Source organism: Trinickia sp. NRRL B-1857 (assembly GCF_050470685.1).
Classification (GTDB): Bacteria; Pseudomonadota; Gammaproteobacteria; order Burkholderiales; family Burkholderiaceae; genus Trinickia.
On record NZ_JBFLUK010000011.1, the window covers coordinates 1,884,123 to 1,897,674 of the forward strand.

A 13,552-nucleotide genomic window follows, 5' to 3' on the forward strand; every position below is an offset into this window, starting at 1 on the left:
GCCGTCATCAAAGATCGAAGGCGGGGCCCATCCGCGAATGGTCGGGCATGAAAGGCGGTGCCGCGAAGGCGCTCTGGGATACCCTAAACCGCATGACCTGACGGGCGAGCAACTTGAGCTCGAACATGATGCCCATCGCCGAATCCAGCTTGGCGGGGTTACCGTTGAACGTCTCGTCCAATGCTTTCAACAGACGGCAATACGCGCCGTAGAACGCGGAGCCTGCAATATAGGCGCCGCTACCGGCCGTGTAGTCCGAGAGCGCCGCGTTTTTCTGCACCGTGCGGATACGCCCCGTCTCCAGCCCGACATCGGGGCCCGTATACGACCAGCCCGAGACATCGTTCTTGTCGGGAATGAGCTGTTTCCCGTGATAGATCTCGCCGAATTTGAAATAGTGCGCGTAGGTCTTGTCACCATCTTTCGGATCTATCCGATCATGAACGATCTGAAGTCCCTCGCCCTGCGCGACGATCTTGTTGAGGACCGCTTGCGCGGATGCGAACGAACTCACCCGGCCGTCCGAGGCCCCGTCGATCTCGTAGTTGAACCATCCGCTGATGGCCACTTGCCGATCGACTCGCGGCTTGGCAAAGATGCCGGAGCCAAGTCGCTTAAGTGCCTCGATCACCGCGTTGTAGAAATCGCCGAGGGAGGCATAACCCTGCGGCGTACCGACCGGCGGCAGCGGTGCGGACTCACCGGGGAGCACCGCCGTGGTGTCCGGCCGCTCGATCGCCATGAACACATCATGGGTCTGTTCCGTGCTCAACGAGGCGAGACTCACCACCAAGCCGTCATCGACGTCCAAGGGAAACGTGGACGGATAACGGACGCTTGTGCCCAACGCGAGGATCGGCACCGTGCCGCCGATCGCAATCAACGTATTGGCGGCGAGCGTCATATGTAGCATCTCTTCGACGACTACCGAGTGCACGAGCTTTCGCGGCTCGTCATTTCCCTCCGCGATCGAAAACAGCGCGGTCAGATAAGGAGGGATCGTCATCAATTCCGTCAATACCGCAGCCTTCAGCGATTCCTGAACGGGCGTGACATCGGTTGCCGCGTTCAGTTTATCGATGATCTCTTTCCTGACTTTCAACATGATGGAATCATCCTATTCGATAGTGGATACCCGGCCCGCAGATCCGAACTCATTGCCTATTGCCTTTTGCCTTTCGTTAGCGCGACGTCCGTGAGACTGGCGGCCTTCTCGGGATCGACGAAACGATGCAAAGGGCAGCGCTTACCGAAGGCGATCTGCATGTCGAGGTTCTTACCGGTGTTCTTGATGACGTTGCCGAAATAGTTGACGAGCATCCGCCGCTTCGACGACGAGAGGTCGCGCGTCACGGGCATCTGGTCCGGATCGTCGATATCTTTATCGAAGACGAATTTCATGATGAACGCAGCGGAATCGGCCACCGATTGCTTCGAGAAATCGAACATCCCCTGGCTCATCACCGGATAGAGATTCGCGTACTGTTGGAGAATGGGTTGGACGTCTTCCCATGTCGGGTTGTCGATGTCGATGCGCCGCTCCGACACCAGCGAGGGGAACGTGCTGTAAATCACCACGGCAATCGCATCCAGCGGATGCTGTTGCGCCTTGTTTCCCACTGTGAAGTTGTAGGCGATCACATAAAGCTGACCATCGATGTATCCGCGCGGCGTACCCATCGTCTTCGGACCGGAGATCGTCACCGTCGCTTGGCCCAACTCGTCCGTCGTCACATTGGCGGGCGCGAAGCGCACGCAGTCCTGTGGGTCGTTGTATGAAGGCACGGGCGCGCGCGGCGATGTGTCGGCAGGCACGTTGTCCGGGGTATTTGGGCTATCGGGCGTTGTCTGGCCGACCGAAAAGCTCAACGCCCGGTTGATATAAGGCTCCCCGTAGGCGGTCGCATAGAGCAACACTTTTTGTGCGTTCCCGTCTCGGTCGTTCGGGTCGAGCTTGAAGGCAATCTGTTCGGCGCGAACTTCCAAGCCATAAGCTGCCTCACGCACGCAAACCGTCGCACTACTTGAATCGCGATCGAGCTTGACGATCGCGAGCGGCCTCCCCTTGCTCGCCTTGAGCTGACCGGGGTTCAGTTTCAACGAACAAATGCCGCCCGCGTTTTCTTGAAGCTGATCGGTCTGATCGACCAAACCCAGCTTAGTGTATTGGTCGCTGCTAACGGTGTCGTCCTGCGTGATGAAGTCGTCATGCAGTGCGACGAACGCAAGGTTTCCTTGATTGGCGATACGGAAATCCGATGCGCCGTCGAGCGGCAGTGCATTGCTCAAATCGGCATGAAAATAGCCATCGTCCGGATCGATATACGACGAGAAGCACCCGATTCCGTTTTTGCTGACGAGATCCTGCGCATAGTTTTCCGTAGTCGGCAGGAAGCGGCGGCCAAGAATGAACGTACGCGGCTGTTCGTGCCGCACCGGCCCGATAGTGCCGACGAGCTTCCCATAGCTAAATCTCGGATTCAACACCGTGCTGAGATTGCCGCCTTCGCCGAAGTTTCCTTGGAAGCCGTACGTGGTCAAACGGATAGACAAGTAGCCGTCTTCCGATGCCGCCAGCAGCTCCTTGAGGAACGGACTCTCGATATCGGCGAGCGCATACTGTCGGAGCTTAAGCCTCGATTGAAATATCGCCGAAGCGTTCTTATCGGATGCCCGGCCCGAGCGCGTGGCCCACAGATCGCGAAATGGGCCATGTTCGTAATCCGCTACGAGGATCGGCGAACCATTGGGATCGACGATAGAAACAACAAGCCCGAAGATCGTCGAGGCGTTCTGCCAATCGGTATCCAGATCGACCATCTTTCCCGACGGACTATCCGAAGCATTGCCGATCTTGCATCCGACGAGCGGATCGCCCGCGGCGCTGCCGATATAAGCGCCCGACCGATCGCGCAGGCTTTTAACGAAGCAGTCCTTGAAGCGCATGATCGCGGTACCGCCTGGGTTCCACCAGCCGTTGTAATAGTCGAAACGGCCGTCCTTGTTAGTCCCTTTCTCCTGGAATTGTTGGAATGAAGGCTCGAAGGTGCCGACGTCGAAATGACGCGGATCGTTGTTGACCGTCGAAACGTCGGCTTGGAACTCACCAAAAAATGCCAGTCTCGGGAATTGTAAGTAACTCATTTCCACTCCTTAAATGCACTTCCCTAGTCCAAAACGCGCGCCTTGGGCGGCGCGCATCTGCCGTGGCAACCACGCTGCGAGGCGCTCATTCGAATGGCTCGATCAATCCGATCGCATTGCCCTCGGGGTCCTTGACCATCGCGAACTTGTATCCATCGGCGCTGACCGGATCGACGAACTGCTGGCCGCCATACTTGACCGCGCGCTTGATCGCCGCTTCGAGATCGGCCACACGTAAATAAAAATTCGTACCGGCCTCGAAGCCGGCCATTTGCGGATTGGCTTGTCCGATACCGCCCAGTAGCGCGGTGCACTGCTCCGGAAACGGGATGTACGCGAAGCCGCTCTCTTTTCCAATCTCGTAGTCCCACTCGAATACATCGCTGAAGAATTGCTTCAGCTTGGCCTGGTCACGAGCGATGACTTCGAACATCACGCTCGGGTGCCGATTGCCGCCGCATAGCGCCGGGATTGCGGCGGCATCGGAGCCTGCTCCGACAGGGGAACCGGCTGCGCGAACGAATCCCGCGAGCGTTTGCACGAATTCGACGAACGTGAATGGCTTGCCGTTCGAGGCGACGAACAGCTCGCCGTATCGTTCGACGAACGCGCCGAATACCGGTCCATTGACGTGTCGCACAAACGCATCGGCACTACGGTACGTCTCGAAGAAAAGCACCGTGCGCGGCTCTGACGGCGGCAGCGATTGCAAACGGCCGTCGCCTCGATAGGGCTGGTGAACGAGGTAGGTCAGCGTATCGGGTTCGTTGCGTTCGACGTCGCTCGCCAGCTGACGCAACGCCTCCTCGGCCGCTTGCTCGCAACCGGGCCGGACGAACCAGCGAGAGGTCAAGCTGACAGGTTGAGTAGATAGGGAAGTCATGGCTCTCCTCGGTTTTGGTGATGGTCTTCCTTCATCGACGCGCTAGTCGCCACGGATGCGGCGTTGCCCCGCACGCGCGCACGCGGCCCCTGCGGCACCCGCAAGCAGCCAGGCGGGATCGGCCAGCGCGGCTAGCACCAAACCGTCGATCATCGGCATCGCGGCGAGCATCCAGGGAACGACCGGCCATCGATAGCGCTGCGTGGCCGTATGGGGTTCGAAACGTGCAACGGCAGTGAGTACCGACGTGTACGCGGCCTGCGCCAAGGCCGCCAATTCGACCTTCGTCGATACCTCGCCCGTCAACGCGAGGGCCGTGACGATATAGATAAGCAGCCGCGCGCCCGCCATCGCGAACATCGTCGACGGATGACGCTTATGAAAACGGTTGTAGACCCAGATTACGACGAGCAGCGCGACGCCGGCAGCGGCTCCAGCACGATGCGGAGCGAGCAGTAGACAAACGAAGCCGATCGCAAAGAGCGAGAATGTCAACGCGCGCGCTGAGCCGAGCGCGATCGTCCCGGCAGGAATGGGGCGAAACGGCTGGTGCGCGCGATCGTGATCGAGGTCGCATAGATCGTTATGCGCCATCCCTCCGCAGTAGAAGCACGAGAGCGCGAAAGCGAGCAACAGCACGAACGCGCCGTGCGGCCCCTGATTCGATGGACCGGACAGCACGGCCGCCGTCAACACATTCATCCAGACCGTCGGCAGATTGCTGACGCGGCACAACGCGAGCGCCGCATGGCATCGGCTATTGAACGTAAGCGTGCTCATGGCGTAAAAATGTGGTCGAGTAGCACGGCACAAACATCGGTTGCGGCGAGATTGCCGCGCTTGACTCGGTTGCGTTCGGAGCTCATGAGGATCGGCGCGTCGGCGGCGTCGAACGCTCCGATGCCGTGCGAGCCGCGCACGAGCGACGCATCGAGCGGAATCACGTCCATCGTGTAGCGCATGCCCAGTGCTTTGCGCGCGAGCGTGGCCCCGACCTTCCACTTCGGAAAGCGGATGCCGGGGTCGACGAACAATTCGACGGGGTCGTAGCCGGGCTTGTTGTGGATGTCGACGGTGCGGGCATAGTCCGGCGCGGCTTTGTCGTCGAGCCAGAAGTAATAAGTGAACCAGCTATCGGGTTCGGCCAACAAAACGAACTCGCCGGCGCGAGGATGCCCGAGTCCGTGACGGCGCATGCCGGTCTCATCGAGCACTTCGCCCACCCCATGCAGCCCAGCACATAGCCGGCCGACGTCGGCGAGATCGCGGCGATCGCGGACGTAGACGTGGGCGATCTGGTGATCGGCGACGGCAAACGCACGCGATGCGCCGGTGTCGAGGTAATCTCGCCCGAGGTCTTGCTTGATGCTCACGAAACCCGCTTCGCGCAGCACGCGGTTGATGTGCACGGGGCGGGTCACCGGCGTAATGCCGTATTCCGAGAGCACCACGACGCGCACGCCACGCTGTCGCAACGCCGCGATCAATTGGCCGCACACCGCATCGATCGCGCGCAGATCGGCAACGATATCCGCATCCGGGCCGACGCGTTGAAGGCAGTAGTCGAGATGCGGCAAATAGATCAAATTCAGCGTCGGCGCGAACTGCATTTCGACCTCGAGCGCCGCGTCGGCGATCCATTGGCTCGAACGAATCGACGTGCCGGGCCCCCAGAACTGGAATAGCGGAAACTGGCCGAGCCGCTCGCGCAGCGAGCGACGTAATGTCGACGGTTGCGCGTAGAAGTCGGGCAGTTTCAATCCGTCGGCGCAATAGAGCGGCCGTGGCGTTAGCGTGATGTCGGCGTCGGTGGCCATCGCGTACCACCAAAACGTATTGGCGCACGTGAAGGAAGCATCGCGCGCCTTCGCGAGATGCCAAATGCACGGCGCCTGCACGAGCCTATTGCTTTGCCGCCACAACCACACTTGATCCAGTTCGCGGAAATACCAGCCGTTGCCGACGATCCCGTGCTCGGCCGGTCGCTTGCCCGTCAGGTAGGTCGTCTGCGCCGAACAGGTTAGTGCCGGCATCGTCGCATCGATCGCGGCCACTTCGTCGCTGAACGAGGACAAATTCGGGGTATGCGGGCCGAGCAGCCTTTTCGTTAGACCGACGACATCAATGACAGCAGTGCGCTGCATCGAGCGTCTCCTTGACCCAGCCCAACTCCCGGGCGATCGAACTTGCGACCGAATCTAGACGCAGCTTCGGCGGCAAGACGCCGAAGCTGTACGTCTCCACCTCGAGCGGCGTTCCGGGGGCGAGCCGCGGCAGGCAATCTTCGAGGAAGAAACGTGTCGTACCGACATCACCGATTTCGGCGAGAAAGATCGGCACATGAAAATGAACCCGGCATTCGTCGATCGACTCGCCGCGCTCGAGCCAGCTCGCGAGATCGGGCAAATCCGCGAAGCGCAGCGTGCGCCCATCGGGGCATCGAGCGACGGCCTGATGAAGATACGTCGGCTCGTCGAACTTGGAGAGGTTGGCGATCTCATCGCCACGCGCGCGCAATGCCGAAGACACTTGCACCTTAGCCACGCGAATACCGGCGTTCGCCAGCCGCGCGAGACAGACCGCCGGCTCCTCGAACTCGACGGCTTGGTGGCAGCAATCGAAACACAGGCCGATATGCTCCGATAGCGATGACGGGAACGCCATACGCGCGAAAAATTCGATTGCCTGGTCGGTCGTTTCGAGCACGCAGTGCGGTTCCGGTTCGATCGCCAGGCAAATCAGCGTTCCATTGCGTTCCCGCAGACGCGCAAGATGCGAAAGCACGTCGATGAGATGCGCTCTGACGAGCGTCCAATCCCCGTTGTCGAAGCCGTCGCGCCATGCTATCGGTACCGTCGAAATCGAGCGTTCGCCGCCCTCGCTCGACCACTGAGCGAGGATGTCGGCGAGCCGCTTCGTATAAACCGCTCGCCGCGAATCGCGCCAATCGGGTTGGTAGACCGACTCCTTGACGCTCGTGCCGTGAAACGAGCCGTAGGGAAAGCCGTTGAGCGTCAGCACGTAGCAGTCGTGACGATCGCACCAGCGGGCGAAATCGCGAATCTTCGCATCGTCGAGCACTGAAGCCGCTTTCGCGGATACACGCAAACCAAGCGGAAAGCGACTTGCGGGCGAGCAGGTGCGCTTCACGTGCAGAGTATGGTCGTCGAGATTGCGAAGAACATCGTCCCATGCGTCGCCCGGATGGATATTCGTGCAATACGTCAGCGGATAGTCGTCGCTCACGTCGATACCTCCGACGCCGCCCGCACCGCTTGCACGGCCTGGCGCATGACGCGCAATCGAGCGACGCACTCGCGCATGGCCGCCATATCGATACGGTCGACTTCGATGCCCTCCCCGATCCCCTTGAGCAACGTGATGCAAAGCAGGCCGCCGAGGTGTTCGCGAAAATCGGCAAGCGCCCGCTCTAGGTCGAGCTCGTCGAGTACGGGGTCGTCGAGGACGAACCCGATATCGCGCATCGTGTCGAGCACGAGGTCCACGGCGGCACCGTCGATGAGCCCGATGTGTTGCGAATAGAGCGTATCGAGCGCGATGCCGATCGCGACGGCCTCGCCATGCAGCAGACGGTGTTGCGATAGCTCCTCGAGCTTGTGCGCCGCCCAATGTCCGAAGTCGAGAGGGCGTGCGCTGCCGCGTTCAAACGGATCTCCGCCGTTGCGAATCTGCGCGAGATGCAGTTGCGCGCAGCGTACGATCATCGGTTCGATCGCATGAGGCGCGAGATCGGCCAGTTCGAAGCGTTGCTGATGAAGTTGCGCAAAAAACGCTTCGTCGCGGATCAGCGCGACCTTGATCGCTTCGGCGATACCCGCGCGACGAACGTGCGAGGGAGCGCTTGCGAGCAAATCGAAATCGTTGACGACGGCGAAAGGCGACGCGAACGCCCCGACGAAATTCTTTCGCCCGTACCAGTTGACCCCATTCTTGACGCCGATACCGGCATCGTTTTGCGCCAGCACCGTGGACGGCATACGAATGAGTCGAACGCCGCGATGTGCCGTCGCAGCCGCATAGCCGGCGGCATCGAGAACCGCACCGCCGCCGATCGCCACGACATAGCTATGTCGGCAAATCCGCATCTCGCGCACGAGGTCGTAGATCGGTTCGACCTCCCGCAATCCGTGTTTCGCCGCTTCGCCGCCGCGCATCGCGACCGGAGGATGGGCGAGTTCGAATAAATGCCTATGCGCGTAGGCGTAGCGTTCGATCGATTCGATATAGCCGTCGCGACTAGCCGCAACGCCCGAGTCGATCAAGACAAGTGCGCGCGCCTTCATGCCTTGTTCAGGCATTCGCATTAATTCCGCCAATACCGGATTGTCCGGCGAGAACGCTTTCCGCGTGAAGCACACGGGGTAGCTGTATGTCACGGTGAAACGCTGATCGATGCGATGCTCAAGCATGGACGCTCCCGTATGACGTCTCGTCGCTCGACAGAGCTGCGTGCCGCCCTGTCGATTCATTCGCCCGCCCGATCAATTCGGCACGGGTTCGTCGACGCAGGGTGTTTGCCCTCGCAACACCGAGTTGTCGGCGAACAATTGGCGCTGATCGAGACGCGGTGTCCGGGCGAGTTCGGCGATATCGATTTGTTGCGACTGTCCGTAAGCCGCGAGTGCATTGCCCCAGGTCACCGCTTCGACGTCGGCCGGTGCGATGCCCCGCTCCAGCATCAGACGCGCGGTTTTCGGGACTGCGAGCGGGTCGCTGACGCCCCAATCCGCCGAGCTATCGACGATGATGCGTTCGGCCCCATACTGGCGCACGATCTCCACCATCCGCTCCGAGCTCATCTTCGTATTCGGATAGATCGTGAACGCGGCCCAGGCGCCGGCTTCGAGTACGTCTCGGATCGTCTCTTCGTTGTTGTGATCGACGACCAGCTTTGTCATCTCCACGCCATGTTCCCGAGCAACGGCTATCGAACGCCGCGTGCCGCGCTTCTTGTCGCGGTGGGGCGTGTGTACCATGACGACCATCTCGTGCCGGCGCGCAAAATCGAGTTGCGCGCAGTAGGCGAATTCCTCGGCGTCCGTAATCTCGTCATAGCCGATCTCCCCGATCGCCACGACGCCTTGCTTCAAGGCGAACTCCGGAATCAATTCGAGGACCTCGCGTGCGAGCCCCTCGTCATTCGCTTCCTTGGAGTTCAAGCCGATAGCGCAGTGGTGCGCCACGCCAAACTGTGCGCAGCGAAAGCGTTCCCAGCCGACGAGACTCGAAAAGTAGTCGATGAAGCTACCCACGTTCGTACGCGGCTGACCTAACCAAAATGCCGGCTCGATGACGGCGCGAATACCCGCGGCAGCCATGGCTTGCAAGTCGTCGGTCGTACGCGAGGTCATGTGGATGTGCGGGTCGAAGAATCTCACGGAAAACCCCTCATCTGAGTTGGCTGGAAAGGTGGATCGCGCGTGCGGAGAACCCGGCTTCGCGAGCCCGCTCGACGAACGCCGCGTGTTCTTGCCACGCGCAATCGATCGCCGGTTCGTCATGCGTCAGCGCCCCGGCACGCCCCAAGGCAAGCAGCGCGCCTTGCTTTCCGCGCTCGGTGCCGCCTTGCAGCTCGGCACGCAACGCGGCGAGTCCTCTCGCTCCGGCGTAAGGACCGAGACAAAGCCACAATTGCGCCGGCACATCGCGCCCTGCGCTGCGCCGCTCGTCGGCAAAATCGAGCGCCATGCGCGCAAGCTCGGGCGACAGCCTGGTGTCGAGCGATTCGATGCGTGCAAGCGGCACGTCGATAAACACCGCTTTGAGGATGAGTTGGCACCACGAAGCGTCGTCGAAATGCCGAACCGGGAAGTTGGAGTCGCAAGCGACCGCTTCGAACACCGTTCGCATGTTGGTACGGCACCCCTGCCTCGCACGCGCAACTAAAAGCGGTCCATACGGCAACAACGGCAACGCTCGATAGAGCGCGCATGTTTCGTTGTGATCCGCGAAACGGAAACAACGATCGAATAACGCAGGGAAATCGCCATTCGCGACTTCCGCAAATGAGAGCAGCAGCGCAATGCGCAAGGTTTCGAGCAGGCTCCAGCGGACCGGATCGAAATCGGCCTTCTCTCGCTCGAACCGGCGAAGCTCATCGCAATTTGGATCGAGCGTAACGTCGGAAGCGACATGACGACTAGCAAGCGAAAGCAATTGCTTGAAACGCAGAAACGAAACGCCGCTTTTTATTTCATCGAACGCAGCCGTTAAAAATTCCCAGCCATCTAGGGTCAGACGCGACTGGAGAAGATACGTCAACATTGGAATCGGGTAGACGTCCGGCGGAGATTTCATGTTTCATCTCAAGCATCGATTTTTTCGCATTGCCGTCATTGATCCTAGATCAAAGCCCACCAAAAAACGCACTACCAAATTTGGTAGATGTATTCATATTAACCATTCTTCGGAAAGTCAATTACACGGGATAACAATGGCAATAACGATTGTTCACATCTCAAGGCGCGAAAAGCGCTAGCGATTACCTATACTGATCGATGAATGGGAAATCGATCAAGCTCTCTTTCGACAAAGGGTGCGGATCGACGAGGCAAGCGTCGTTGTTTTGGGCCGGGGGCAATACCCATTCCATATCCGGCACTTCGTTATTGCAGGTCTTCGAGCGTTCAAGACCGCTACGGGTCATCTGATAATGGGGAGATGCAACATGGCAACTTACGAAGGACTACTGGTTCGCACGGCCTTCGGCGATACCGGGGCCATCCCGGCGCCGGAATGCCATTGGACTGCACCGGATATCATTCCCTATGGACGAGACGTTCTCAGCTACGAGCGGGCGGTTGAAACTTACGGCGGACCCGACCTCGGCAAGCCGGTCGTCAACAACCTCAACAACAACATTTATGTGCGCTGTAAAAACATCTCGAACAAGACGATGCGCGGCAACGTCAATCTGTACTATGCGAATGCATCGCTATTTTTATTGCCGAGCACGTGGACTCAGCTCGACAAACCTTACGGAAACATTCCCTTTGTCGGCCGCCTCAACAGCGCTCAGATTCCGGAAGGCTCGATCGGGATCGTTGAAGCACCCTTTCTTTTAAATCATCTACAGCCGGGACAGCATTTCTGCTTCATCGCAGTGGCCAACAACAATAATATTCCGTTCGGCATACCGCAGAAATTCGACAGCAACGCGGATTTCGTCAAGTGGATACGCAACAACCCCAACGTAGCCCAGCGTAACATCGACCATCAGCCCGGATCCGAAGCCAACATCACGGAATACTTGACGTTCGGCAACGCCAATCCGGTGGCAAGCCAATTCATCGTCGCGATGATCGGCTACGATATCCCTGAGAAAACGCGATGGGTGGCGCAGTGCACCGATAGGCGTTTGGAGGGCGGCTCGTTCCAAGACGACGGCACGTTTTCGACGAACGGCACGGCCGCCACGCGCCTAACGGTTCCAAAGAACGTCGGCAATGGGACGCCGTTGATGACGATGGCGTTTACGTTCAGCACGCCGGACGGCAGGCCTTTTTCGCCAAGCGCCTACTTCAAGTTCGATTACTTCCAGATTCCCACCACGCAGACGGAGTCGGAGGATCTGTTCAACAAAGAAGGTGACGTTATCGGCCAATATTCCGTACCGGCGACGACCGCCGGCGGCAAAGACGATGAGATGCAGAACTTGATCGAACTCGGCTCCGTCGATCTGCGGCTAAGCTAGGAAGGCTGGGGCTCTCGCTTCGAAAAATCGTTGAGCGACACGTATCGGGGGATACCGAATATTGGCTCCCCCGATGCGTCACCGATGTATCACTGGTGCGCGCCGAAGTATTTGACGAAGCGGGCGACTTGCTCGGAAGTCACGGGCTCGCCAGACACATCGGGGAGATGAACCCGTCCACCGGCCAGAATGAAACTGAAGTCCGCGCCCCTCAGCTCGACATTGCCATGGCACCCCATGCACCCGCCCATGTTGACCGAAGCGATTTGATTGGAGACTAAGTTCTTATAAAGAACATTGTTAAATTCCGTCGCGGATTTTTTCGAACCGCTTACGGCCCCAGCATAATCGGTGATCGTGAACTTATGGGGATCCGTCGTTTTGAACTCGGCAAAAAATCTCCCACTGAAGTCCTGCAAGTTGTAGTCCGTTTCGATCACGCTATTGGCTTGGTAGTAGGTCGCGGCGTCGGACGCTTGGTAGTCTACGCTCGCCACCTTGCCTGCTATGGGCTTACTTTGAACGTTGACGAGCTTGTAGTACTTCCAAGGCGACCGGGGAGCCATCTTGCCGAACTTGTCGTTCGTATAAGCATCGATCGCCGCATGGGCTAGCTTGTTGACGGAAACGATATCGTCCGGAATCCGATGCTTCCGCTTATTGACGAGAATTTTTTCCGATTCTTGAAGATGGGAATTGAAGAAATGCTTCACCGGAATACCGGTATAAGGCGTATTCAAATAGTACAACTGGTTGCGCGTGACGTTTGAAAAGTTACCGAAAGAGAACTGTTGCGGGGTCGTGCCGGAAGTCGAGTTGATCGATGCGATCTCCGGCGCAAAAAAAGTATCCGGCGGATTGATCTCGGCCCCGTCGACGTCCTCCGCGAACGATCCATCGCGCTTGATGATGTTATCGGCCTGTTCGAACGTGGCATAAATAAAATAGGGAGCCGTCTCCGTCTTGTGAATGATATGGAGCCCCACCAGCGCCATTTCCGTGTCGACGGACTCAATCTTGCCGGCCGCGTCATGTACGTAGTAGCGGACCTTGGTCATGTAATATCGACTCGGATCTTCGGTGGGCGAGAGCCGTCGCCAGGCGGCCTTTACCTCCACCGCCCCGGCAGGAAAGCTCACGTATTGGCTGGACCCGGGTGGAGGCAGTGTATTGTTCGCCTTTATATAATTGGACGTCGCCTTCAGCGGCGCTGTGCCATCCCACCAATGATTGCCGGCGATGTACTTGTACTCCACCCGATTGGCTTTCGCCATGAAGAGAACTTGATCGTCGTACAGTTTATTATTCTGCGACACGACGCCCGCGAACATCTGATCGAGAAAGATTTGGCTGTTCTCATCAAGATTGATCCACGGTGGATTCGTGTCCAAGGCGCACGACTTCGGCGCGGAAGCACTGACTCCCGATCCCGGCCGGTCATAGCAATAAGCGGGGCCGGCGTCATAACCGTAATCTTTCGCGGCGGAGTCGACGTAGCCCGGAGGGGGATTGTCCGTGGGTGGGTTCCGTTCGGGTTGGTAAAGCCCCGGGTATATCTCCACTTTCCCTCGGAAGGTATGCCACACTAGCGGGCCGCTAAGCGACGTGTCGCCGAATTTTTTCGAGTCATCCGGCGTATCGCGTTTATTGGCAAGTGCAGGCCAGTTCAAAGCAATGAATTCTTGCCAGGCAAACTCCCCGGCCTCTCTGAGCGAGGCACCTTGCGCGCCATATTTTCCCTGAATGTCGTCCGGGAACGTCGAGCACACGACAATTTGATCGGACGTTCCCACAGAACTCGGACATTTGCC

11 protein-coding genes are annotated in these 13,552 nt (G+C 58.9%); 1 reads left to right on the forward strand and 10 read right to left on the reverse strand.

All coding sequences use genetic code 11. From position 1 onward, the window contains the following. Positions 1 to 7 precede the first annotated feature (7 nt). From AB1286_RS28705 to AB1286_RS28745, 9 genes are all read right to left on the reverse strand, one after another. Positions 8 to 1,105, reverse strand: coding sequence for a ferritin-like domain-containing protein (locus AB1286_RS28705; RefSeq protein ID WP_430366586.1), 1,098 nt, complete (start codon positions 1,103 to 1,105; stop codon positions 8 to 10). A 56-nt stretch (positions 1,106 to 1,161) separates the two neighbouring features. Next, entirely contained in the window at positions 1,162 to 3,144 is a 1,983-nt protein-coding gene (locus AB1286_RS28710; protein ID WP_430366587.1) for a hypothetical protein, read from the reverse strand. Positions 3,145 to 3,229: 85 nt separating this feature from the next. Then, positions 3,230 to 4,027, reverse strand: a complete 798-nt coding sequence (locus tag AB1286_RS28715; RefSeq protein WP_430366588.1) for an antibiotic biosynthesis monooxygenase — start codon at positions 4,025 to 4,027, stop codon at positions 3,230 to 3,232. A gap of 42 nt (positions 4,028 to 4,069) precedes the next feature. Next, positions 4,070 to 4,807, reverse strand: coding sequence for a UbiA family prenyltransferase (locus AB1286_RS28720; protein WP_430366589.1), 738 nt, complete (start codon positions 4,805 to 4,807; stop codon positions 4,070 to 4,072). After that, positions 4,804 to 6,171, reverse strand: coding sequence for an alkaline phosphatase family protein (locus AB1286_RS28725; RefSeq protein WP_430366590.1), 1,368 nt, complete (start codon positions 6,169 to 6,171; stop codon positions 4,804 to 4,806). Before AB1286_RS28725 ends, AB1286_RS28720 begins: the two co-directional genes overlap by 4 nt. Then, positions 6,149 to 7,273, reverse strand: coding sequence for a metabolite traffic protein EboE (gene eboE / locus AB1286_RS28730; protein ID WP_430366591.1), 1,125 nt, complete (start codon positions 7,271 to 7,273; stop codon positions 6,149 to 6,151). The genes AB1286_RS28725 and eboE overlap by 23 nt, the downstream gene beginning before the upstream one ends. Continuing rightward, positions 7,270 to 8,457: a 3-dehydroquinate synthase gene (locus AB1286_RS28735; protein ID WP_430366592.1), complete on the reverse strand. Its 1,188-nt coding sequence runs from the start codon at positions 8,455 to 8,457 to the stop codon at positions 7,270 to 7,272. Before AB1286_RS28735 ends, eboE begins: the two co-directional genes overlap by 4 nt. Positions 8,458 to 8,529: 72 nt before the next feature. Continuing rightward, the gene (locus AB1286_RS28740; RefSeq protein ID WP_430366593.1) at positions 8,530 to 9,426 is read right to left on the reverse strand and encodes a TatD family hydrolase; all 897 of its coding nucleotides are present in this window, start codon (positions 9,424 to 9,426) and stop codon (positions 8,530 to 8,532) included. A 10-nt stretch (positions 9,427 to 9,436) separates the two neighbouring features. After that, entirely contained in the window at positions 9,437 to 10,345 is a 909-nt protein-coding gene (locus AB1286_RS28745) for an EboA domain-containing protein (protein WP_430366594.1), read from the reverse strand. 238 nt (positions 10,346 to 10,583) lie between these two features. On the opposite strand from AB1286_RS28745, the gene AB1286_RS28750 reads away from it, so the two are divergent. After that, the gene (locus AB1286_RS28750; protein WP_430366595.1) at positions 10,584 to 11,741 is read left to right on the forward strand and encodes a hypothetical protein; all 1,158 of its coding nucleotides are present in this window, start codon (positions 10,584 to 10,586) and stop codon (positions 11,739 to 11,741) included. 89 nt (positions 11,742 to 11,830) lie between these two features. On the opposite strand, the gene AB1286_RS28755 is transcribed toward AB1286_RS28750, so the two are convergent. Further along, on the reverse strand, positions 11,831 to 13,534 hold the full coding sequence (locus AB1286_RS28755) for a hypothetical protein (RefSeq protein ID WP_430366596.1): 1,704 nt from the start codon (positions 13,532 to 13,534) through the stop codon (positions 11,831 to 11,833). Positions 13,535 to 13,552 lie beyond the last annotated feature (18 nt).

Excerpts from the sequence above, each read along its gene's own strand:
- AB1286_RS28705 (WP_430366586.1), bottom strand. The coding sequence starts at position 1,105 with ATGTTGAAAGTCAGGAAAGAGATCATCGATAAACTGAACGCGGCAACC.
- AB1286_RS28710 (WP_430366587.1), bottom strand. The coding sequence starts at position 3,144 with ATGAGTTACTTACAATTCCCGAGACTGGCATTTTTTGGTGAGTTCCAA.
- AB1286_RS28715 (WP_430366588.1), bottom strand. The coding sequence starts at position 4,027 with ATGACTTCCCTATCTACTCAACCTGTCAGCTTGACCTCTCGCTGGTTC.
- AB1286_RS28720 (WP_430366589.1), bottom strand. The coding sequence starts at position 4,807 with ATGAGCACGCTTACGTTCAATAGCCGATGCCATGCGGCGCTCGCGTTG.
- AB1286_RS28725 (WP_430366590.1), bottom strand. The coding sequence starts at position 6,171 with ATGCAGCGCACTGCTGTCATTGATGTCGTCGGTCTAACGAAAAGGCTG.
- AB1286_RS28735 (WP_430366592.1), bottom strand. The coding sequence starts at position 8,457 with ATGCTTGAGCATCGCATCGATCAGCGTTTCACCGTGACATACAGCTAC.
- AB1286_RS28745 (WP_430366594.1), bottom strand. The coding sequence starts at position 10,345 with ATGAAATCTCCGCCGGACGTCTACCCGATTCCAATGTTGACGTATCTT.